Genomic DNA, 21,403 nt, shown 5'->3' on the forward strand with positions numbered 1-21,403 from the left:
ACGACCCCGTGTTGGCCCGCTCCCCGCCCACCCGGGCCGGCGGCCCCTGTCCCGCACGCCGCTGGAGGCGAGCGGGACGCGGAGCATCAGAGGTCGCGCTCCTGCTCGTCGAGAATGGCGAGCGCGATCTTGACAGCGCCCGCCGCGTCGCCGGCCTCGATCGCCTCGTACAGTTCCTGGTGAGAGGAGTCGGAGCCGAGCACGGCACGTTCCATGCAGTGGTCGCGGCGGAGCGTGTCGCGCACCGCCTCGCTCATGCCGCGATACAGGTCCAGCAACACCGGGTTGTGCGAAGCCGCGGCGATGGACAGGTGGAAGCCGAGGTCGGCGTCGGCGAACGCGTCGAGATCTATGGCCTGGTGGGCGGTGGTGCGCCGCTCCAGCGTCTCCCTCAGCGCGTCAAGGTCCTGCGGTGTCCGTCGTTCGGCTGCCAGCCGGGCCGCCACGAGGTCCAGGCCGCGCCGCACGTCGATGATGTCCATCGTCGCCGCGCGGTCAAGGCGGCGCTTGAGCGCCACCTCGCTCTCGTCGGTGGCGGTGACATAGGTCCCGTCGCCCTGACGTGTGGTGAGCAGGCCGGCGTGGACAAGAACGCGGACGGCCTCGCGTACCGACAGCCTGCTCACGCCCAGCGCCTCGGCCAGCTGGCTCTCTGAGGGGATCTTGGTGCCGACCGGCCAGACGCCGCTCGCGATCTCTTCACGGAGCTCGCGTATGGCGGAGTCGACGAGGGTGGTCCGGCCCACTTGTCTCATTCATCCTCTTCTCTAATCATCTGATGTCTGATAATTCTATGCCACTGTTGCCCTCAAGTTAAGGGGATCAGCCGGTATGGCTCAGATTCTGTTCACCGATGTTCGACCCCACGATGTCCTGATCGAAGACGGTCGCATCGTCCCCCTGGAACGCAGAACAGAAGGATGCGAGGTGGTGGAAGCGGGTGGACTGCTCGCCCTGCCCGCCCCGGTCGACGCGCACGTCCATCCCGACAAGACCACCTGGGGCCAGCCCTGGCTGAGCCGTACTCCGGCCCGGACGCTGCGCGACCTGATCGAGGGTGATGTCGCGGCGCGGGCGGAGATGGCGACGCCGGTGGCCGAGCGGGCCGGGGCGCTCATGGATCACGCGATCGCACGCGGTACGCGGGCGTGGCGGGCACACGTGGACGTCGCCCCGGTGTACGGGCTGGCCAATGTGCACGGCGTGCGGGAGGCGGCTCAGGCGCGTGAGGGCCTGCTGAACGTGCAGATCGTCGCCTTTCCCCAGCTCGGGCTGCTCTCGATGCCGGGGACGGCGGAGCTGATGGAGCAGTCGCTGAAGGAGGGCGCGGACATCCTCGGCGGGCTCGACCCCGTGGGCGTGGACGGCGACCTGCACGGACACCTCGACCTGCTGTACGGCATGGCCGAGCGGCACGCCGTACCCGTCGACATCCACCTGCACGACGGCGGTGAGCAAGGGGTCGCGCAGGTGCTGGAGATCGCCCGCCGGGCGAAGTCCAGCGGTGTGCCGACCACGATCAGCCACGCCTTCTGCCTGGCCGACCGAGAGGACCTCGCCGAGACGCTGGCCGAGGCGAAGGTCGCGCTGACCACCTGCGCGCTCGGCGCGGACCCGGTCCTGCCCGTCGGGCCGCTGCTCGAAGCCGGAGTGCTGGTCGGCCTCGGATCCGACGGGGTGCGGGATCCGTGGACGCCGTTCGGCGACGGCGACATGATCAACCGCGCGCACCTGCTCGCGTACCGCACCGACGCCCGCACCGATGAGGAGCTGGCGGCGTGCTACGAGATCGCGGCGCACGGAGGTGCCGCCCTGCTGGGTCTGGAGCGGGTTCGGCTCCGGCCCGGCGACCCCGCCGACTTCCTCCTGGTCCGTGCCGAGTCTGTGGTCCAGGCCGTCGTGGACAAGTCGATCCCCCAGTTCGTCGTCCGTAATGGACGCGTTCGCGAAAGGTCCTATTGATGATCCGTCGAGCCATACCCGTGGCCACCGCCCTCGCGCTGGCCCTGACCGCGTGCGGCCAGCAGGCCGCATCGCCGCAACAGCAGGGGGCGAGCGAAGCGCCCAAGCTGGAGCTCAGAACCGTCACCGCCCCGGCCGCCGGGGAACTGGACAAGGCGACGTGGAACCTGCCGTACGAGCCGCAGACGATCGACCCGATCAGGTCGTTCAACTACGCCGAGAACACCGTGCTGGCCAACATGTGCGAGAGCCTGCTGCGGCTGACCCCCGAGCTCGGCATCGAACCCGGCCTGGCGGAGAAGGCCGACAACCCCAGCCCGACCACGTGGGTCTACACGATCCGCGACGGCGTGAAGTTCTGGGACGGCACGCCGCTGACCGCCGAGGACGTCGCGGCCAGCCTCAACCGCCACCTCGATCCCGCACTCGGCACCTGGTGGGGCGACTACTTCCACACCGTGGAGTCGATCAAGGCGACGGGGCCGATGCAGGTCACCGTCACGTTGAAGCAGCCCGACGTGCTGTTCAACCAGGCGATGGCCACCGCGGCGGGCGCGATCGTCTCGGCCGAGTACGCCAAGAAGAAGGATCTGGGCTCGCCCACCGGCGGTGTGATGTGCACCGGCCCGTACAAATACGAGAGCTGGAAGTCCGGCGACTCGCTGACCATCAAGCGCAACGACGCCTACTGGGACACCGCGTTGCGGCCCAAGACCAAGGAGCTGGCCTTCCGGTTCATCGCCGACGAGACCACCGCCGTCAACGCGCTGCGCTCCGGCGAGGTGGACGGGCAGTACTTCTACCTGCCTCCCGCGGGACTCGGCCAGCTCCAGCAGTCCACGACCGGCTCGGTCACGCTCGGCAAGTCGCTGACCTTCTGGACGCTGCTGGGCGCCGCCAAGACCGGCCCGTACGCCGACCCGAAGGTCCGCCAGGCCCTGTCGCTGGCGCTGGACCGGGCGGCCATCTCCAAGGTGGTCTTCCAGGGGACGGCGGTGCCGCAGCGCACCCTCGCGGGCGCCGAATACTGGGGATACCAGCGGGACGTCTTCCAGAAGGCCTATGACGCGCTCCCCCCGGAGACCCCCGACCTGGCCAAGGCCAAGCAGTTGCTCACCGAGGCCGGCTCGCCCGCCCAGACCATCACCATCGGGATCCAGGGCAGCTCGGCCGTCCACGAGCAGACCGCCAACCTGATCAAGGCGACCGGCGAGGCGCTCGGCCTGAAGATCGAGATCAAGGTGATCCCCGTCGAACAGTACGGGAACCTCTACAGCGACCCCAAGGCCCGTGAGGGCATCGACGCCTTCTTCTCCACCTGGTACGGCAACGTGCCCGACCCGCTCGACATCTACACCGTCTTCCTGGCGGGCGGCCGCACCAACTTCAACGACTACGCGGCCGTGAACGCCGACATCACCAAGGCGCGGGCGGCCTACGACGAAGCGGAGCGGGCGGCGCTGGTCACGGCGATCCAGCAGAAGGTCACCGCCGACGTGCCGTGGATGCCGCTGAACAACCTGCCGGTGATCCTGTACATGAACAAGCGGGTGACCGGAGCCGTCGCCTCCTTCCCCTACCTGTACTACCCGTGGGCCGCGGGGCTCGGCGCGGCATGAGGTTCCTGGCGAAACGACTGGCAGGGCTGATCGTGGTCCTGCTGGTCGCCTCCTTCCTGGTGTACGGCCTGCTCTACCTGGTGCCCGGCGGCCCGATGGCGTTCCTGCTCGGCAACCGCAGCGGCACCCCCGAGCAGGTCGCGGCCATCCGCGCGCAGTACCACCTGGACGATCCGTTCCTGTGGCGCTACGCCGCCTGGCTGCGTGACGCGGTGACGGGCGACTTCGGCACCTCCCTGGTCTATCGGCAGGATGTCTCCGCGCTGATGGCCTCCCGGGCGACGACGACCGTCTTCCTGGTGGTCTACGCGACGCTGCTGATCGTGGCCGGGGGCGTGGCGATGGGCCTGCTGGGCGGGCTGCGCGGCGGCAAGGCCGACGGCGCGGTCAGCCTGATCTCCTCGGTGTTCCTGGCCATGCCGCCGTTCGTGATCGGGGTGATCCTCGTCATCGTCTTCGCGCTGGGACTGGGCTGGTTCCCGGTCTTCGGGCCCGGCAGCGGGTTCGGCGACCGCATCCACCACCTCACGCTCCCGGCGATAACGCTCAGCCTGGCCAGCGCCGCGTTCCTCGCCCGTATCACGCGGGCCTCGGTGTCCGAGGAGCTGAGCCGGGAGCACGTGGAGACCGCCCGCAGCCGCGGCCTGGCCGAGGGGCACATCGTCCGCAGGCACGTGCTGCGCAACGCGGCCATCCCGGTGGTGACCGTGGTCGGCCTGAACGTCGCCGGGCTGATCGCGGGCTCGGTCGTGGTGGAGAGCATCTTCGCCCTGGACGGGCTCGGCTCGTTGTTCGTCCGCGCGATCCTGCAACGCGACTTCGCGATCGTCCAGGCGGTGGTGCTCGTGCTCGTCACCGCCTTCGTCCTGATCAATCTGGTGGTGGACCTGTGCTACTCCGCTCTCGACCCGCGCCTGTCGCGGCAGTGACCCGCCGCCTGGGCGGGCTGGGCGCGGCCGCTGCCGTCCTGCTGACCGCCATCGTGGTGATCACCCTGCTCGCGCCGCTGCTCGCGCCCTACGACCCCGACCTACCCGACCTGTTCAACGCGCTGGGCGGCGCTTCCCTCGCGCATCCCCTGGGCGGGGACGCCCTGGGCAGGGATGTGCTGTCCCGGCTGATGTACGGCGCGCGGACCACGTTGCTCGCCCCGGTGCTGGTGATCTGCGTCGCGAGTGTCGCGGGGACCACGCTGGCGATCGTCGCCGCCTGGTCGGGCGGCAAGGTGGACGCGGTCATCTCCCGCCTGCTGGATGTGCTGTTCTCCGTGCCCGGCATCGTTTTCGCTCTGGTCACCGTGGCCGTCCTCGGTCCCGGCGTCCCCGGCGTGGTGATCGGCCTGGCCGTCGCCTACACCCCGTACGTGGCTCGGGTGGTGCGGAGCGCGGCGCTGCGCGAGCGCAGCCTGCCATACGTGGCCGCCGCCTGGGTGCAGGGCCGTTCCGCGACCGCCATCTGCCTGCGCCACCTGCTGCCCAACCTGCGGCCGATCATCGTCGCCCAGTCGGTCTCCGCGCTCGGCTTCGCGGTGATCGACGTGGCGGCGGTCTCCTTCCTCGGGCTGGGCGTGCAGCCGCCCACGGCCGACTGGGGGTTGATGGTCAAGAGCGGCTTGGACAGCGCCATGCGGGGCCAGCCGCTGGAGGCGCTGAGCGCGGGCCTGCTGATCGCGCTGGTGGTGGCCGCGGTGAACCTGTTGGGTGATCGCCTGGGGAGGCAGTCGTGAGCCTGTTGACGTTGGAAGGCTTCGGCCTGGCCGTGCCGTACGAACGGAGCTGGCGGACGCTGGTGGAGCAGGTGGACCTGACCATCGGCAGAGGAGAGGCCGTCGGGCTGGTGGGAGAGTCCGGGTCGGGCAAGTCGATGACCGCCCGGGCGGTCATCGGCCTGACCCCGCCGGGAGCCCGCGTGACCGGCAGGATCGTCTTCGACGGCGCCGAGGTGCCCTCGGGCAGGGAACTGCGGCGGCTGCGGGCCAAGCGGATCGCGATGATCTTCCAGGATCCGCGGGCGCACATCAACCCCGTCCGCAGCGTCGGCGACTTCCTCACCGAAGCCATGGTCCATAACCTGCGGATGCCGGTACGGCAGGCGTCGGCGCGAGCCGTACAGCTCCTCAAGGAGGTCGGCATCACCGACGGTGAGCGGCGCCTGCGCCAGCACCCCCACGAACTGTCCGGCGGCCTGCTCCAACGCGTCATGATCGCATCCGTACTCGCCGTCGAACCCGACCTGGTGCTGGCCGACGAGCCGACCACCGCGCTGGATGTGACCACCCAGTCAGAGGTCATGGCCATCTTGGACGAGCTGCGCCGCGAGCACGGCATGGCCATGCTGTTGATCACCCACGACCTGGAGCTGGCCGCCGCGACATGTGACCGGCTCGCGGTGATGTACGCGGGCCGGATCGTGGAGGACCTTGACGGCGAGCCGCGCCACCCCTACACGCGCGGCCTCATGAGATCACGCCCCAGTTTGGAGGAGACCGTGCACCGGCTGCCGGTGATCCCCGGGCGGCCCGTGGCGGCCTTCGAAGCCGAGGAGGGCTGCGCGTTCGCGCCACGCTGCGACCTGGCCGAGCCGCGTTGCCGGGAGAGCCGGCCGCCGTCCATCCGAGGGGTCGCCTGCCTGAGAGCGGAGGAGACGGCATGAGCGTGATCGAAGCGGAGCGGCTACGGAAGGTGTACGGCACCGCCACCGCGGTCGATGAGGTCTCCTTCACCGTGGCCGAAGGTGAGTCGCTGGCCATCGTGGGAGAGTCCGGGTCGGGGAAGACCACCGTCGCCCGCATGCTGCTCGGCCTGGAGATGCCCACCAGCGGGACGATCAGCGTCTGCGGGCGGCCGCGTCCGGCAGGCCGGGTGTCGGCCGGGGAGCGGCGCAGACGGGCACGAGAGATCCAGATCGTCTTCCAGGATCCCTATTCCTCGCTGGACAAGCTGCAGCGGGTCGGCGACGTCGTCGAAACGAGCCTTGCCCTGCACTTCTCGCTCACCCCCGCCGAGCGGCGGAAGAAGGCGCTGGACCTGCTTGAATCCGTGGGCCTGGCCGAACGTCACGCCACGATGCTGCCCAGACAGCTGTCCGGAGGGCAGCGCCAGCGTGTGGCCATCGCCCGCGCCCTGGCGGTGGAGCCACGCGTGCTGGTGCTGGACGAGGCGGTCGCCGCGCTCGACGTCTCGATCCAGGCGCAGATCCTCAACCTGCTCGCCGACATCCGCGAGCAGCGGTCGATCAGCTATGTCTTCATCTCCCACGACCTGGCCGTGGTCAACCAGATCAGCGACACGGCCGTCGTGATGCGTCACGGCCGCGTCGTGGAGCGAGGAACCACCCGCGCCCTGCTGCGCGAGCCGCGGGAGGAATACACCAAAGCCCTGCTGGCCGCCGTACCCAGGCCCGGATGGAAGCCGACCCGGAGGAACACACAGTGAGCACTCTCGTCAGGGCATCGTTCGTCATCGGCTTCGACGGCGACGACCATGTCATCCACCGCGACGCGTGCGTCGTCTACGACCGCGACCGGATCGTCTACGTCGGCCGCTCCTACGACGGCCCGGTCGACGAGGTGATCGACGCCGGTGAGGCGATCGTCGGGCCGGGTTTCATCGACCTGGACGCGCTGGCCGACATCGACCACGCCATCCTCGACACCTGGCACGCCGATTCCGGCGGGCTGGGGTGGTCACAGGACTACGCCGTCAACCGGCGTCGTGCCGTTTTCCCGCTCGAGGACACGCTCTTCATGCGGGAGTACGCGCTCACCCAGCTCATCCGCAACGGCATCACCACCGCGATGCCGATCGCCGCCGAGACGCACAGCGCCTGGGCCGAGTCCTACGAGGAGCTCGCCGGCGTCGTGGAGATCGCCGGGCGGCTCGGCCTGCGCATGTACCTGGGTCCGTCCTACCGCTCCGGCGTGCCGGTGCTGCGTGCCGACGGCAGCAGGGACGTGCACTGGGAGCCCGAGCTCGGCGACAAGGGGCTCGCCGACGCGATCCGCTTCGTCCGGGACGTCGACGGCGCCTACGACGGCCGGATCCGAGGGGCGCTGCTGCCCTGCCGCATCGAGACCGTCACCCTCGACCTGCTGCGCGCCACCGCCCGAGCCGCCGGGGAACTCGACTGCCTGGTCCGCCTGCACTGCATGCAGGGGCTGACGGAGCTGCGGTTACTGCGCGAATGGTACGGCCGGCACCCGCTGGACGTGCTGGCAGAGGTTGGCCTGCTCGGTCCCCGGCTGCTGATCCCGCACGCCCTGTACCTCGGTGACCCCGAGACGCCGTTCGAGGGATCACCGGACCGGCTCGCGGCCCTGGCCGGGATCGTGCACTGCCCCCTCACCTTCGTCAGGTACGGCGACGCGCTCCGCGACTTCGACCGTTACCGGGAGGCCGGTGTGAACGTGGCGCTGGGCACCGACTCCTTCCCGCCCGACATGATCCGCAACATGGACTACGGCAACAACCTGGCCAAGCTGGTCACCGGACGGCTGGAGGCGGGCTCGGCCGCCGACTATTACCGGGCCGCCACGCTGGGCGGTGCCCGCGCGCTGGGCCGGGACGATCTGGGCCGACTCGCCCCCGGCGCCAAGGCCGACCTGGTCGTCGTGGACCTCTCCGGCCCGCGCACCGGCCCCGTCGACGATCCGGTCAGGACGTTGATGATGAACTGCACGGGCGCCGACGTGTCCACCGTGGTGATCGACGGCCGGCCGGTGATGCGCGACCGGACGATTCCGGGGGTGGATGAGGAGTCGATGCGGCTCCGCGCACAGACCTACTTCGAGACGATGAAGGCCGCCTACTCCGAGCGTGACCACATGCGCCGCGACCCGGCACTGTTGTTCCCCGCGTCCTTCCGCATCGTCGAGGCCGGCTCATGAGCGGCGCCGGCCTCTTCGCCGATCTCAGCGCCGAACTCGCCGCCGAGCTCGACGCCCGGCTCGCCGCGGCGGACGAGCGGCTGCGCACGGCCTACCCCGGTGAGCCGTCCGGCCGGCAGCCGGTGCACACCGTCTACGTTCCGGCCGACCGCTACACCTCGGACACCGTACGGACGTGGGGCCGGGAGGCCCGGGCGGCGCTGGCCGAGCATGGCCGGACCGTCATGGAATTCGCCGACGCGCTCGACCTGCCGCCGCGGACGGCGGCGGAGGTGTATGACCGGGTCCGGGCCAAGCTGGAGCGCGAGCCGGTCGAAGACCTGAGGATCGACTTCGAGGACGGCTACGGCAACCGCTCGGACGCCGACGAGGACGCCACCGCCCAGGCCGCCGCGGAGGTCCTCGCAGCCGCTGTCGCCTCCGGCGACGGCTCGCCCTTCTGCGGAATCCGATTCAAGAGTTTCGAGGCGCCGACCCGGCGGCGCGGCCTGCGCACCCTGGCGCTCTTCCTGGAGACTCTCGGCCCGCCGCCCGACGGCTTCGTCGTCACGCTCCCGAAGGTGACATCCGTCGAGCAGGTGGAGGCGATGGTGCCGGCTGCCGAGCGGCTGGAAGCGGCGTACGGGCTGGAAGGCGGGAGCCTGCGGTTCGAGATCCAGGTGGAGACACCGCAAGCGATCCTCGGCACGGACGGCGTCTCGCCGCTGGCATCGATGATCCGCGCCTCGGCCGGGCGCTGCACGGGCCTGCACTACGGCACCTATGACTACTCGGCGGCGCTCGGGGTTTCGGCGGCGTACCAGAGCCTGGAGCATCCGGTCGCCGACCACGCCAAGGCGGTGATGCAGGTCGCCGCCGCCGGTACCGGCGTACGCGTCAGCGACGGCTCGACCAACGTGCTCCCGGTCGGCGGCACCGGCGCGGTCCGCGCCGCCTGGCGGCTGCACGCGCGCCTGGTCCGGCGCGCACTGGAGGGCGGCATCCACCAGGGCTGGGACCTGCATCCGGCCCAGCTCCCCAGCCGGTACGCCGCCGTCTACGCGTTCTTCCGTGAGGGACTGCCCGCCACGGCCGCCCGGCTGCGCGGCTATCTCGACCGCGCCGATTCGGGCTTCCTCGACGAGCCCGCGACCGCCCGGGCGATGGCCGGATTCCTCGTCCGCGGCCTTGACTGCGGCGCCGTCGACGAGGCCGAGGTCCGCACCCTCGCCGGCATCGCCCCACCCGGACTTCGCGCCCTGACCCAGCCGGCCGGGCCCGGACGCCTCGGACGGGTGGACTGAGATGCGCATCCTGATCGTGAATGTGAACACCACCGCGTCGATGACCGACACGATCCGTGCGCAGGCCGCGGCGTACGCGTCGCCAGGCGTCGAGATCGTCGGGCTCACCCCGTCGTTCGGGCCGGAGTCGGTGGAGGGGAACTTCGAGAGCTACCTGGCGGCGGTCGCCGTGATGGACCGGGTCGTCCGGTACGACGGGCCGTACGACGCGGTGATCCAGGCCGGATACGGCGAGCACGGTCGCGAGGGCTTGCAGGAGCTGCTCGACGTACCCGTGGTGGACATCACCGAGGCGGCCGCACAGGTCGCGATGCTGATCGGTCGCACGTACTCGGTCGTCACGACGCTGGACCGCGCCATACCGCAGATCGAGGACAGGTTGCGGCTCGCCGGGCTGATCGACCGGTGCGCGTCGATCCGGGCCAGCGGATTGTCGGTTCTCGAGCTTGAGGGGGATCTCGGCCGGGCCGTCGACGCGATCGTCGCCGAGGCCCGGAAAGCCGTCGTCGACGACCGAGCCGAGGTGATCTGTCTTGGTTGTGGTGGAATGGCCAACCTCGGCCGGGAGATCACCGCCGCCACCGGGGTACCCGTCGTCGACGGCGTCGCCGCGGCGGTCGCCCTCGCCGAGGGGCTCGTCCGGCTCGGCCTCACCACGAGCAAGGTGCGCACCTACGCGACGCCACGCCCCAAGACCGTGACCGGGTGGCCGATCGGCAGCGGGTCCCCGTACGCCGCTTCCGTGACCGAGCCGCACGGTGAGCCGAGGCCGCGATGAGCGGCCGGACGGCGCCCTTCGGGCCGGTGGCGGCGTGCCGCGTCCGAGCCGGGGCGGCCACCGGGCTCGCAGCCGACGTTCGACCGATCCACGCAGGACAACGGAATCATGGAGGTGTCGCCTGATGGCCGAGCTGGACCTGCTGTTCAAGGCCCGTCGAGTGGTCACCGCCGCCGGAGAGGTGGCACGCAGCATCGGGGTACGGGACGGGACGGTGATCGCGGTCGAGCCGCTGGACGCGGATCTCGAGGCCGCCGAGGTCATCGAGCTCGGCGACGACGAGGTGCTGCTGCCCGGCCTCGTGGACAGCCACGTGCACGTGAACGACCCCGGCCGGACCGAGTGGGAGGGATTCGGGAGCGCCACCCGGGCGGCAGCGGCCGGCGGTATCACGACGATCATCGACATGCCGCTGAACAGCGTCCCGCCGACCACCGATGTCGCGGCGCTGCAGACGAAACGGAAGACCGCCGAGGGACGGGTGTACGTCGACGTCGGCTTCTGGGGCGGGGCCGTACCGGGCAACCTGCGCGAGCTGCGCGGGCTGCACGACTCGGGCGTGTTCGGATTCAAGTGCTTCCTGCTGCACTCCGGCGTGGACGAGTTCCCCCACCTGGAACCGGGCGAGCTGGCGGACGCGCTACGGGAGATCGGGGCGTTCGACGCACTGATGATCGTGCACGCTGAGGACCCGCACGTGATCGACCACGCCCCGGCCGCGCACGGCGCGAGCTACCGGGACTTCCTGCGCTCCAGGCCGCGGGGCGCGGAGAATCTCGCGGTCGCGCAGGTGATCGAGCTGGCCCGCCGGACCGGCTGCCGGGTGCACATCCTGCACCTGTCCAGCTCGGACGCGCTTGCGATGATCCGGTCGGCCCGGCGCGACGGCGTCCGGATCACCGTGGAGACATGCCCGCACTATCTGACGTTCAGCGCGGAGGAGATCGCCGAGGGGGCCACCCAGTTCAAGTGCTGCCCGCCGATCCGGGAGGCGGCGAACCGCGAATCGCTCTGGCAAGGGCTTGCCGACGGCACGATCGACTGCGTGGTGTCCGACCACTCGCCGTGCACGCCGGAGCTCAAACGGTTCGACGTCGGTGACTTCGGCGTCGCCTGGGGCGGCATCGCGTCGCTGCAACTCGGCCTGCCGGCGGTGTGGACCGAGGCCCGGCGCCGCGGCCACACGCTGACCGACGTGGTGCGCTGGATGGCGGAACGCCCCGCGGAGCTGATGGGGGTGCACCGCAAAGGCCGGATCGAGACGGGCTACCAGGCCGACTTCTGCGTGTTCGCGCCCGACGAGGTGTTCGTGGTCGACAGGGAACGGCTGCACCACCGCAACCCGGTCACGCCGTACCACGGCCGGCCGCTCGCGGGTGTGGTCCGCGGTAGTTGGCTGCGCGGCGTACCGATCGATATCGACAGCCTGCCGCAGGGCCGGCTGCTCAACGGAGGAGGAGCATGATCACCCACGGTTTCACCCGGCTTCCGGACCTGGCCTCACGCGCGCTGGCCGGTAGCGTGGTGTACGCCAACGACGAGCTGTTCGCCGAGCGCGAGAACTTGATCAAGCCCGCGGCGGCGGTGTTCTCGACGGAGGACTTCGGCCACAAGGGCAAGGTGTACGACGGCTGGGAGACCCGCCGCCGGCGCGAGCCCGGCAACGACCACGCGATCGTCCGACTCGGCGTCCCGGGCGTGGTGCACGGCGTGGTGATCGACACCGCCTGGTTCAAGGGCAACTATCCGCCCTATGCCTCGGTGGAGGCGACCAGCGTCGAGGGGGCTCCGTCACCGGCCGAGCTGGAGCGGGCGAACTGGGAGACGATCGTCGGGAAGAGCGCGATCAAGGGCGACACCGAGAACGCGTTCGAGGTGGCGGACCGGCGGCGCTGGACGCATGTCCGGCTGAGCATCTACCCCGACGGCGGGGTGGCCCGGTTCCGGGTGCACGCCGAGCCGGTGCCGGATCCTCGGTTCATGGACGGCACGATCGACCTGGCCGCGCTGGAGTACGGCGGCGCGGTGGTGGACTGCTCGAACACGTTCTACTCCTCGCCGGTGCAGCTGCTGCTGCCCGGCAGGGCCAGGATCATGGGCGACGGCTGGGAGAACGCCCGCCGCCGCGACGACGGCAACGACCACGTGACGATCAGGCTGGCCGCCCGTGGCCGGATCCGCCGGGTCGAGATCGACACGTCGTACTTCGTCGGCAACGCGGCCGGCTGGGCCTCGCTGCGCGGGACCGATGGCGATCATCTGGACGAGGACGCGGAATGGTTCGACCTGGTCGCGAAGACGCGGTTGCAGCCGGACACCCGGCACTTCTTCCGCTCGGTGTCGGCCGCGCCGGTGACGCACGTCCGGCTGGACGTCTTCCCCGACGGAGGCCTGGCCAGGCTCCGGGTGCACGGCGAGGTGGTCGCCGACGCCCACCGCGGGGCCGTGCTGCGCTGGCTCGATCTGCTCCCCGCCGAACACGCCGTTCAGGTTCTCGGCGGGGCCGGTGTTCTCCCGGAGACGGCGGAGGACCTCCTCCGCCGACGACCGTTCGCCGCCGGGGGCGTGCTGCCTGCGACGGTGCTCTCCACCTTGTCGGGAGGACCTCATCCGGCAGGACTCACCGGCGTACCCACCTCGGAGACCGGGGAACCCTATGAGGAGGTGGCGGGGTCCACGTGACGCCGGGGCCCGCCGCCGTTGCGCTCCTGCCACAAGCGGTAGACGTCGACGGCGGCCCCGTGCGGCTCGTAGCGCATCGGCAAGCGCCGCTCATCCCAGTTCTTGGCGAACTCGGAGTAAAAGGTGTCGAGTTCGAAGTACTTGCGGTCGTCCACGTAGTGGGGCTCATAGGCCTCACGAGTGGTGAGGAAGACGACCTCGTCCGGAGAGCAGTAGTACAGCGATCCCAGGCACATCGGGCAGGGATGCGCCAGGACGTAGATGGTGGTGCCGGTCAGGTGTTCGGTGCCCAGCCTCATGCACGCTTCGCGGATGGCGAGGATCTCCGCGTGCGCGGTCGGGTCGGAGGTCTGGGCGACCTTGTTCGCGCTCTCGGCCAGGATCTCGCCGTCCTTGACGATGACGGTCGCGAACGGGCGGCCGCCCTCGGTGACGTTCCGGCGGGCGATGTCGACGGTGCGCTGTGCGAAGTCCATGAGAAGTCCTCGGTGAGAAGCGGGGGCCTCCGGCGAGCGAGCCGGTGGAGGGTGGAAAGGCGGGGGGAAGAGGGGTGGGGCCGGATGCGGCGAAGGGGGCCTGTCCGGCCCGCGCCGGGTCTCGCGGTCCGAGTCAGAAGGGCTTGGTGGGCAGGTACTTGCCGTCGAGGGTGATGACAGCGCGCTCGCCGCCCTCGGGGTCGGCGACCTTCTTCACATCGAGCCTGAAGTTGATCGCGCTGATGATTCCGTCACCGAACTGCTCGTGGACAAGGGCCTTCAGCGTGGTGCCGTAGACCTGGAGCATCTCGTAGAAGCGGTAGATGGTCGGGTCGGTGGGGACGGCGCCGGCGATGGAGCCGCGGGTCGGGATGGTCTGCAGCAGCATCACCGCGTCGTCGTCCAGGCCGAGCAGCTCGGCGACCGCCTCCGCCGCGGCCTCGGGCAGGGCGTGCTGGCCGAGGACGGCGGCGGTGACGAAGGCGACCGACAGGCCGGCGGCGTCGGCGATTTGCTGCCAGGTCAGGTCCTTCCGTGTCTTCGCCTCGACGGCGGCTGCGGCCAGGGCCTGACGGGCGGTGGGGTCGAACTGGGCGTGTGCCATGGGAGTGTTCCTTTCCTACAAGCCGGTCCGGGGGCGGGGAACCGGCAGGTTTCCGTGGTGTCTGGTGATTCCGGGATGCTGGACGGCGACGGGACGTCGGAGGTGGGGCTTGTCGGGTGTGGGGCTTGGAGGTCAGACCGCGAGCGCGGAGGGACGGCCGGTGGCGTCGAGTTCTGCCACGGTCCCGGTGCCGATGTCGTAGATCCAGCCGTGCAGGGTGACCGTCTTTCCGGCCAGGGCGTGCGCCACCGAGGGGTGGGTGGCCAGGTTCGCCAGCTGCGTGAGCACGTTCTGCCGTACCAGCGCGGCCACCTCGCCCGTGCCCGTCTCCGTGGTCGTGACGCGGGCCCGGGAGGCGTCCGCGTGCCGCAGCCACCCGGCGACCGCGGGAAGCGCGGCCGGGTCGAGGCCGTCGGCCACGGCGGTCATCGCGCCGCAGCCGGAGTGCCCGCACACCACTATGTCGGAGACGCCCAGCACCGCGACGGCGTACTCGATGCCGGCGGCGACACCGTCAGCGGAGCCGGGGGCGTAGGCGGGCACGAGGTTGCCGGCGGTGCGGATGACGAACAGCTCGCCAGGCTCACTCTGGGTGATCAGCTCGGGTACCACGCGGGCGTCGGAGCAGCTGATGAACAGCGTCGCCGGCTGGTGAGCGGTGGCCAGGCGCGTGAAGAGCTCCGTCTTGGCCGGGAAGACGTCTCGCTGGAAACGTGCGACTCCCTCTTCGAGATCCTGCATGGTTCACTCCCTTCGATTGAAGCCGGCCTCATGGGCTGACGTAATCCACCATGCATGACATGCGGCGATAGTGTCCAAGACGGACTAACCATGATTTCCATAGTTCTGGCCTATAGTTGTCCTCGTGACCCCGGAACTGCGTCACCTGCGCTATCTGATCGCCGTGGCCGAGCACGGCAACTTCACCCGCGCCGCCGAAGACCTGCGCATCTCCCAGCCCACGCTCTCGCAGCAGATCAAGCAGCTGGAACGCGCCGTGGGCGTGCAACTGCTGGACCGGAGCGGCCGCAGCGTACGCCTCACCGACGCCGGCGAGGCGTACGTCCACTACGCCCGGCGCGCCCTGCGGGACCTGAGCGCCGCCGAACGGGCCGTCTTCGACGTGGCAGACCTGTCCCGCGGCAGCCTGCGGCTGGCGGCGACCCCGACGTTCACCGCCTATCTCATCGGGCCGCTGATCGCCGAGATGCACGCCCGCCACCCCGGCATCACCCTGGATGTCAAAGAGATGACGCAAGACCGCATCGAGTCGGGACTACTGGCCGACGAGCTCGATCTCGGAATCGCGTTCTGTGATCGCCATCTGCCCGGCATCGGCGGCACCGCCCTGTTCATGGAGACCCTCAGTCTCGTCGTCAGCGCCCATGACTCCGACGGCGAGCACCTCCGGCCGATGCCCGTCCGAGATCTCGCCACGCGGCGGCTCGCGCTCCTCAGCGGCGAGTTCGCCACCCGAGGGCACATCGACGCCTACTTCAGGCGACAGAGTGTCAGCCCCCGCATCGTGGTGGAGGCGAACTCCATCCAGGCCCTCATCGAAATCGTTCAGCGCAGCTCCGTCGCCACCGTCCTCCCCGACGCCGTCACCCACGACCACCCCGGCCTGAGCCCGATCCCGCTCGCACCGGCCCTGCCCACCCGCACCGTCACTCTGCTGCGGCGGGAAAACGCCTACCAAAGCGCCGCCGCCCGCGCCTTCAGCGCCGCCGTCGGCGACCATGTCCGTGCACGTGGGTACGCTCCCGCCTGAGCGGACGTGCCAGTGAGCATCCCTCCGTTCTCCGGACATCTGGCCTGAGGTCACGCTTGATCATCAGGTTCGCGGGGCCTCAGGACTGGTCGCAGGTCGCGGGGCAGAACTTGACCTCGGGGTAGCGCGGGGACGGCCTGTCCAGGAGGGGCTGCCGCTTGGACTTCAGGTGCTGGTCGAGGAAGGCTGCCACGTAGGAGCGGGTGAGCTCGGCGGCGCGCGCCGCGGGCAGAACGCCGTAGGCGGGCGTGATACCGAGGGTGCCAGCCATCAGCGGGCCGTCGGTGAAGGACTGATGTTCCGCGCCCGACAGCACGAGCCAGCGCTTCCACCCGGTCAGCAGCTTCCAGTCGCGCTCCCACGAAGTGTCGCGACCGCCGGGGACGTGCTGCGGCGAACCCAGGAACATGAACGGCCGGGAGAACCCGCTCTTGGGGATGCGGGCGTAGGTGGTGCCGTCCATGTCGATGCCGGCGCGCACGCGGGAGTCCTTCACCATGGTCGCCATGGCGCTGGCCCCGCCGATCGACTGGCCCGCCATCGCGATTTTGGAGCGGTCGATCAGGTCAGAACCGTCCCATTTCGATGGCAGCTGGTCGAGCACGAAGGAGACGTCGGCCGCCCGTCCCGCGACCACCCCCGTGCCGAAGCCCGGGTCGGTGTCGCTGTCGCAGGCGAGGCATTCGGCGACCCGCCCGCCGGGGAAGGTCGTGGCGTAGCTCTCGTAGGTGTGGTCGATCCCGGCCACCACGTACCCGCGGCTGGCCAGGTCCTCGGCCAGGGACGTGAGGGTGATCATCGGATTGGTGAAGCCTGGGGAGATCACCACCAGCGGCAGGTTCCGGCCCGCGGGTTCGGCGTCTTTGATGGCGTTGGTGCGCGTCTTGCTGAGCGTGTCGTCCGGCACGCCCCCGATCCCCAAGCGCCTCAGGGTGAGCTCCGATTCCTTCGGCGTCATGTACGGCGCCCGCTGCCCGTCTCGCTGCTCGGTCGGATACCACAGGGTGACCTTGAGCTCCCTGGCGTCGGCGTCGAGGTTCCAGGGATCGGGGCGGGAGGCGTCTTTCAGATACAGGGCGGTGGTGCCGACCGGATGGGCGCCTGTGGGGGCGGGCAGGGTGGCGGGGCCGGTCGGCGTGGCCGACGGAGCCGCTGACCGGGGCGGCGTGGGCGCGGAGCAGGCGGACGCGGCCAGGACGACCAGTCCCGCGGCGACTGCCAGGATCTGTCTCATCGAGAGGTCCCTTCACTCGTTCAGCAAGGTCAGGGCCTTGGCCAGCGCGGGGTCGCGCCCGGCGGCCGCGTCCTTCGGGGTCAGGGGCACGTGGTGGTCGGGCGGCACGCCGATCCGGTCGATCACCTCGCGCTTGGGCCCGAGGTGGTGCCTGGCGGGGAAGCTCAGGCTGGTGTTGTTGCCGAGCAGGTACGGCTGCGCCGGGCCGGAGATGACGCCGGCGGTTCTGGTGCCGACCAGCCGGCCGAGGCGCAGGTCCTTGACCGCGGAGCTGAAGTGCTCGCACGCCGAGGCGCAACTGCGGTCGGTGAGCACCATCAGCGGCAGGTCGATCAGCTCGACGGTGTCGTCGGTCCGCGAAGTTTCGCACTTGCCGTCCACGGTGCACTGGTAGGCGGTGACCTTGCCGTGGCCGAACGCGCTTACCAGCCGGGTCGCCTCCACGGGGCTGCCGCCGCCGTTGCCGCGCAGGTCCAGCACGACGCCGGACAGGGTCCGGCCGGCGCGCAGTCTGGAGATCGCCTTGAAGACCCTGTCCGCGGAGTCGGGAGCGAACCCGCGCAGCCGTACATAGGCGATGTCGTCGTCCAGCAGCTTCGAGGTCACCACTTGCAGGGCGGCCAGATCCCGCTGGTAGAGGCCGGGCTTGAGCGTCACGCTCCAGCGGCGGCCGGTGCTCTGCCGCAGGAGCCGCAATCGGACCGGGCGCGCCTCCGGGTACCCCGGGTAGAGGGCGGCGATCGCGGGAGTGGCCTTCCCGTCGATGAAGGGCGCCGATCCGTTGACCGATTCGATGATGTCGCCCGGGCGCAGCCCGGCCGCTTGCGCCGCGCCGCCCTGCACGGTGGTGACGAACAGCGGGGGGAGGGCGACGCCGGGGTTGCCGTCCACCTGCGGGCCATTGACGTTCGCCTGGAAACCCAGGCCGTAGCCGTCGCCGTCGTAGTAGTCGGGCGGCCGCTTGACGTCGTGCGCCCAGCGGGCGTGGTTGTCGCCGAGGCTGGCCACGATGGCCTCCAGGGTGACGACGGCGAGCTTGTCGCGGAGGTCGGGGACCTGATCGGTGGTCTCGCGGTAGGCGGCCTCGAAGGCGGTCCAGTCGGTCTTGCGGTCGCCGGTCAGCGCGGGCATGGTCGCCTCGGGCACGTCGCGGCCGTTGCGGTTGAGCTCTTGGGTCAGGGCGACGAATCCGGCGCTCAGCAGCGAGCGGGCGTCCAGCGTGGCGCCGCTGTAGTAGTTGCCGAGGAGGCAGAAGTAGGCCTGTTCGATCACGTCGATCGTGGTGGCCGTCTCCGCCCCGGGAACTCCCCGGGGCGCTGCGCAGACCGTACCGGCCGCCGTGCTCGCCTGGCTGCGCGGCGGCGCCGGTGCCGTGCAGGCCGCCGCCGCCGCGAGGGCGAGCCCGGCGGCCGCGATCCTGATGATGGTCATGACAGGCGCCTGCGGATCCACCAGAAGCAGAACCACGACAGGCCGAGGGTGAGCAGGGCGTAGATCCCGGTCTCGATCCACTGGAAGGGCCAGAATCGCTCAAGGGGCTGGTAGGTCGCCTGCTGCCGGTAGCCGAGCCGGTTGATCCCGACAATGCAGCCGTCCCCGCCGCCCGCCGACGGTGCGCAGGGGCCCGACGTGGTGGAGATCTTGGCGGCGGCGAAGCCGCCTTCGGTGCCGAGCGCACGCCCGGACGGACCGACCAGGTTGGAGGACAGGACCCAGGCGCCCGCGTGACCGGGAACGGCCGACCTCAGTTGAATCTCCACATATCCGCCTCGGTCCCGGTTTATGCCGATGCCGTCCACGTTCGTCTTGCCGAGCTCGAAGGTCGAGGTGATCGGGGGCATCAGGTGGGGCCGGACCAGCATCGGCATGGCGAGCTGGAACGCGGCGAAGACGGCCAGAGTCAGGGCCATGGCGGGCAGCGTGCGGCGCGCCAGCATGCCCACGGTCACGCCGAGGACGAAGGTGAAGGCCGCATACCCCATCGGGGCGATGCCGCGCGCGCCGAACACCAGGGGAGCCATCAGGGCCAAGTGCTCAGCGGCTGATTTGTCCAGAGGGTCGGACCACCAGGTCACCATGAGGCCGCACAGGCCGGCGGCGGCCACGGCGGTCAAGCCCATGAGCCCGAGCTTGACCGCCAGCCAGCGGCCGCGGGTGATGCTCTGGTTCCACACCATCAGGTGCGTGCCCGCCTCCAGCTCGCGGGTGATCAACGGTGCTCCCCAGAAGAGCCCGGCGAGGGCGGGCAGGAGCAGCACGACGAGAGTCAGGGCCATGAACGAGGTCTCGTGCCCGCCGATGAAGTGGTCGTAGAAGCGGTCGCAGGTGTTGTCCTGGGTGCAGGCTGCGATCCCGGCGGAGTAGTCGGAGGCCAAGCCGGGGCCGGTCAGGGCCAGGACGGTGGCGAGGATGACGAGCAGGGCGGCCATCGTCGCGGCCGAGCCGCGGAACTGGCGCCAGGTCAGCCAGATCATCGCTGCACCTCCAGGGCGACTCGCTGGTCCATGGTGCGCTTGTCCATGTAGGCCAGGACGAGGTCCTCCAGACCGAGTTGGGTGACCGTCCAGGCGGGGTCGTGGATCGGGGCGTCGGTGCGGACCACATACGTGCTCTGCCGGTCGGTGTGGCGCGCGCAGACCACGCGCTGGTCGGCGGGGAGCCGGTCGGGATCGCGGCGCGGGCCGGTGAGCCGGTGATGGGTGGCCAGCAGCTGGTCGACCTCCCCGGCCACCTGGACGCGAGAGTCGACGAGCACGATCAGGAAGTCACACACCCGTTCCAGATCGGAGACCAGGTGGGAGGAGAGCACCACGCTGAACTCATGCTCGACCGTGGCCTCCATCAGCCCCTGCAGAAACTCGCGGCGGGCCAGCGGGTCGAGCGAGGCGACCGGCTCGTCCAGGATCAGCAGCTCGGGCCGCTTGGCCAGGCCCAGGGTGAGGGCGAGCTGAGCACGCTGGCCGCCCGACAGCTTGCCTGCCCGCTGGGCGGGATCGAGACCGAGTTGCGCGATCCGGTCCCGCGCCATGGCGGCGTCCCAGCGGGGGTTGAGCCTCGCTCCCAGCCGCAGGTGATCGGCGACGCTCAGCCCGGCGTAGACGGGGGTGTCCTGGGCGACGAACCCGACCCTGGCCAGCTGCGCGGGCGTGTCCCCGGGCCGGCTGCCGAGCACGATGATGCCGCCCGCCGTCGGCTCCAGCTGGCCGCTGGCCAGCTTCAGCAGCGTCGTCTTACCGGCTCCGTTGGGACCCACCAACCCCACGACGTGGCCCGCCGGGATGTCGATGGTGAACTCACGCAGCGCCCAGCGCTTGCCGTATTTCCTGCCCAGTCCCTGGGCCTGCAGGACAGCGTTCACGCTATGTCCTCCTGAGCGGTGGTCCGAAAGGTGGTCATGAACAGGGCCTCGATGCTTTCGTCGTCGAGGCCGGCCCGGCGTGCCTTGGCCAGCCAGCGCTGCAGTTCCAGCCGCAGCGGGCCGTGCGCGGCCAGCGAGGCGTTGGTGAGCGTCGCCGTCACGAACGTCCCCACCCCCGGCCGGGCGGCGACCAGGCCCTCGTGCTCGAGCTCCCGGTAGGCCTTCAGGACGGTGTTGGCGTTGATCGCCAAGTGCGCCACGACCTCCTTGACGGTCGGCATCTGGTCACCCTCGCGCAGCACGCCGAGCCGCAGCGCATGCCGTACTTGCTGGACCAGCTGCAGGTACGGCGAAACACCCGACCTGCCGTCCAGATGGAACTCGATCACCGGCTTCTCCATTTATCTAGCCTGCTAGTACTTTAGAGTCCCAGATGTTAAAGGATCATAAAGATCGCTGTACAGGCCTCGCCCGGGGGTGCCCGAAGCGGTCCATCGCTCCTCAGCCCTACGCCGGGCAGATCTCTCCCCGCCTCGCCGAACGGCTGAGGTGTGGCGGGGGATCCTCGACCTGAACGTGCTGGGCACGTGGCAGACGTCCGTGGCGGCCACGCAGCCACGCCACCCCGTCGACGACGATGCTCCCGGGCCCGTCCCCGGTGTTCCATGCCCGCGCATCCACCCGCCGCGCGAACTCCCCTGTTTCCTCAGGCCCCGCGCCGCCCAGCGCGCTTTATCCGCGCAGGGGGGTT

General features: G+C 70.3%; 21 protein-coding genes. 12 read left to right on the forward strand and 9 right to left on the reverse strand.

Annotated features, from left to right (window positions below):
• Window positions 1–86 precede the first annotated feature (86 nt).
• Window positions 87–755, reverse strand: a complete 669-nt coding sequence (locus SROS_RS23490; RefSeq protein ID WP_012891402.1) for a FadR/GntR family transcriptional regulator — start codon at window positions 753–755, stop codon at window positions 87–89.
• Window positions 756–831: 76 nt separating this feature from the next.
• On the opposite strand from SROS_RS23490, the gene SROS_RS23495 reads away from it, so the two are divergent.
• The 11 genes from SROS_RS23495 to alc all read left to right on the forward strand — a co-directional run bounded on the left by SROS_RS23495 (window position 832) and on the right by alc (window position 13,209).
• Window positions 832–1,962: an amidohydrolase family protein gene (locus SROS_RS23495; protein WP_012891403.1), complete on the forward strand. Its 1,131-nt coding sequence runs from the start codon at window positions 832–834 to the stop codon at window positions 1,960–1,962.
• Window positions 1,962–3,581 (forward strand): ABC transporter substrate-binding protein, encoded by a 1,620-nt coding sequence (locus SROS_RS23500; protein ID WP_012891404.1) that lies wholly within the window; start codon window positions 1,962–1,964, stop codon window positions 3,579–3,581. The genes SROS_RS23495 and SROS_RS23500 overlap by 1 nt, the downstream gene beginning before the upstream one ends.
• Window positions 3,578–4,510 carry an ABC transporter permease gene (locus tag SROS_RS23505; RefSeq protein ID WP_012891405.1) on the forward strand — a complete coding sequence of 311 codons (933 nt, stop codon included), beginning with the start codon at window positions 3,578–3,580 and terminating at the stop codon, window positions 4,508–4,510. The genes SROS_RS23500 and SROS_RS23505 overlap by 4 nt, the downstream gene beginning before the upstream one ends.
• Window positions 4,507–5,307, forward strand: coding sequence for an ABC transporter permease (locus SROS_RS23510; protein ID WP_012891406.1), 801 nt, complete (start codon window positions 4,507–4,509; stop codon window positions 5,305–5,307). Before SROS_RS23505 ends, SROS_RS23510 begins: the two co-directional genes overlap by 4 nt.
• Window positions 5,304–6,233 carry an ABC transporter ATP-binding protein gene (locus SROS_RS23515; RefSeq protein WP_012891407.1) on the forward strand — a complete coding sequence of 310 codons (930 nt, stop codon included), beginning with the start codon at window positions 5,304–5,306 and terminating at the stop codon, window positions 6,231–6,233. Before SROS_RS23510 ends, SROS_RS23515 begins: the two co-directional genes overlap by 4 nt.
• Window positions 6,230–7,015: an ABC transporter ATP-binding protein gene (locus SROS_RS23520; RefSeq protein ID WP_012891408.1), complete on the forward strand. Its 786-nt coding sequence runs from the start codon at window positions 6,230–6,232 to the stop codon at window positions 7,013–7,015. Before SROS_RS23515 ends, SROS_RS23520 begins: the two co-directional genes overlap by 4 nt.
• Window positions 7,012–8,466, forward strand: coding sequence for an amidohydrolase family protein (locus SROS_RS23525; protein ID WP_052317028.1), 1,455 nt, complete (start codon window positions 7,012–7,014; stop codon window positions 8,464–8,466). Before SROS_RS23520 ends, SROS_RS23525 begins: the two co-directional genes overlap by 4 nt.
• Window positions 8,463–9,749 (forward strand): DUF6986 family protein, encoded by a 1,287-nt coding sequence (locus SROS_RS23530; RefSeq protein WP_012891410.1) that lies wholly within the window; start codon window positions 8,463–8,465, stop codon window positions 9,747–9,749. Before SROS_RS23525 ends, SROS_RS23530 begins: the two co-directional genes overlap by 4 nt.
• A 1-nt stretch (window position 9,750) precedes the next feature.
• Window positions 9,751–10,527 (forward strand): aspartate/glutamate racemase family protein, encoded by a 777-nt coding sequence (locus tag SROS_RS23535; RefSeq protein ID WP_012891411.1) that lies wholly within the window; start codon window positions 9,751–9,753, stop codon window positions 10,525–10,527.
• A 124-nt stretch (window positions 10,528–10,651) separates the two neighbouring features.
• Entirely contained in the window at window positions 10,652–11,992 is a 1,341-nt protein-coding gene (gene allB / locus SROS_RS23540) for an allantoinase AllB (protein ID WP_012891412.1), read from the forward strand.
• Window positions 11,989–13,209, forward strand: coding sequence for an allantoicase (gene alc / locus SROS_RS23545; RefSeq protein WP_012891413.1), 1,221 nt, complete (start codon window positions 11,989–11,991; stop codon window positions 13,207–13,209). Before allB ends, alc begins: the two co-directional genes overlap by 4 nt.
• On the opposite strand, the gene SROS_RS23550 is transcribed toward alc, so the two are convergent.
• From SROS_RS23550 to SROS_RS23560, 3 genes are all read right to left on the reverse strand, one after another.
• Window positions 13,182–13,685, reverse strand: a complete 504-nt coding sequence (locus SROS_RS23550) for a nucleoside deaminase (protein ID WP_012891414.1) — start codon at window positions 13,683–13,685, stop codon at window positions 13,182–13,184. The genes alc and SROS_RS23550 overlap by 28 nt on opposite strands.
• A 133-nt stretch (window positions 13,686–13,818) precedes the next feature.
• Window positions 13,819–14,289, reverse strand: coding sequence for a cyanase (gene cynS, locus SROS_RS23555; RefSeq protein WP_012891415.1), 471 nt, complete (start codon window positions 14,287–14,289; stop codon window positions 13,819–13,821).
• Between the two features lie 132 nt (window positions 14,290–14,421).
• The gene (locus tag SROS_RS23560; RefSeq protein ID WP_012891416.1) at window positions 14,422–15,030 is read right to left on the reverse strand and encodes a carbonic anhydrase; all 609 of its coding nucleotides are present in this window, start codon (window positions 15,028–15,030) and stop codon (window positions 14,422–14,424) included.
• Between the two features lie 124 nt (window positions 15,031–15,154).
• Here SROS_RS23560 and cynR point away from each other — a divergent pair, with 124 nt between their 5' ends.
• The gene (gene cynR, locus SROS_RS23565; protein WP_012891417.1) at window positions 15,155–16,060 is read left to right on the forward strand and encodes a transcriptional regulator CynR; all 906 of its coding nucleotides are present in this window, start codon (window positions 15,155–15,157) and stop codon (window positions 16,058–16,060) included.
• A gap of 79 nt (window positions 16,061–16,139) precedes the next feature.
• Here cynR and SROS_RS23570 read toward each other — a convergent pair whose 3' ends face one another.
• From SROS_RS23570 to SROS_RS23590, 5 genes are read right to left on the reverse strand one after another with little or no spacing between them, the layout of a single operon-like run.
• Window positions 16,140–17,294: an alpha/beta hydrolase family protein gene (locus SROS_RS23570; RefSeq protein WP_012891418.1), complete on the reverse strand. Its 1,155-nt coding sequence runs from the start codon at window positions 17,292–17,294 to the stop codon at window positions 16,140–16,142.
• A gap of 12 nt (window positions 17,295–17,306) precedes the next feature.
• Window positions 17,307–18,725 carry a S41 family peptidase gene (locus tag SROS_RS23575; RefSeq protein ID WP_012891419.1) on the reverse strand — a complete coding sequence of 473 codons (1,419 nt, stop codon included), beginning with the start codon at window positions 18,723–18,725 and terminating at the stop codon, window positions 17,307–17,309.
• Complete coding sequence (locus SROS_RS23580) at window positions 18,722–19,768, reverse strand: ABC transporter permease subunit (RefSeq protein WP_012891420.1); 1,047 nt, start codon at window positions 19,766–19,768, stop codon at window positions 18,722–18,724. The genes SROS_RS23575 and SROS_RS23580 overlap by 4 nt, the downstream gene beginning before the upstream one ends.
• Window positions 19,765–20,652: an ABC transporter ATP-binding protein gene (locus SROS_RS23585; protein WP_012891421.1), complete on the reverse strand. Its 888-nt coding sequence runs from the start codon at window positions 20,650–20,652 to the stop codon at window positions 19,765–19,767. The genes SROS_RS23580 and SROS_RS23585 overlap by 4 nt, the downstream gene beginning before the upstream one ends.
• Window positions 20,649–21,041 carry a GntR family transcriptional regulator gene (locus SROS_RS23590; protein WP_081453447.1) on the reverse strand — a complete coding sequence of 131 codons (393 nt, stop codon included), beginning with the start codon at window positions 21,039–21,041 and terminating at the stop codon, window positions 20,649–20,651. Before SROS_RS23590 ends, SROS_RS23585 begins: the two co-directional genes overlap by 4 nt.
• Window positions 21,042–21,403: the final 362 nt, after the last annotated feature.

Source organism: Streptosporangium roseum DSM 43021, assembly GCF_000024865.1.
Taxonomy (GTDB): Bacteria; Actinomycetota; Actinomycetes; order Streptosporangiales; family Streptosporangiaceae; genus Streptosporangium; species Streptosporangium roseum.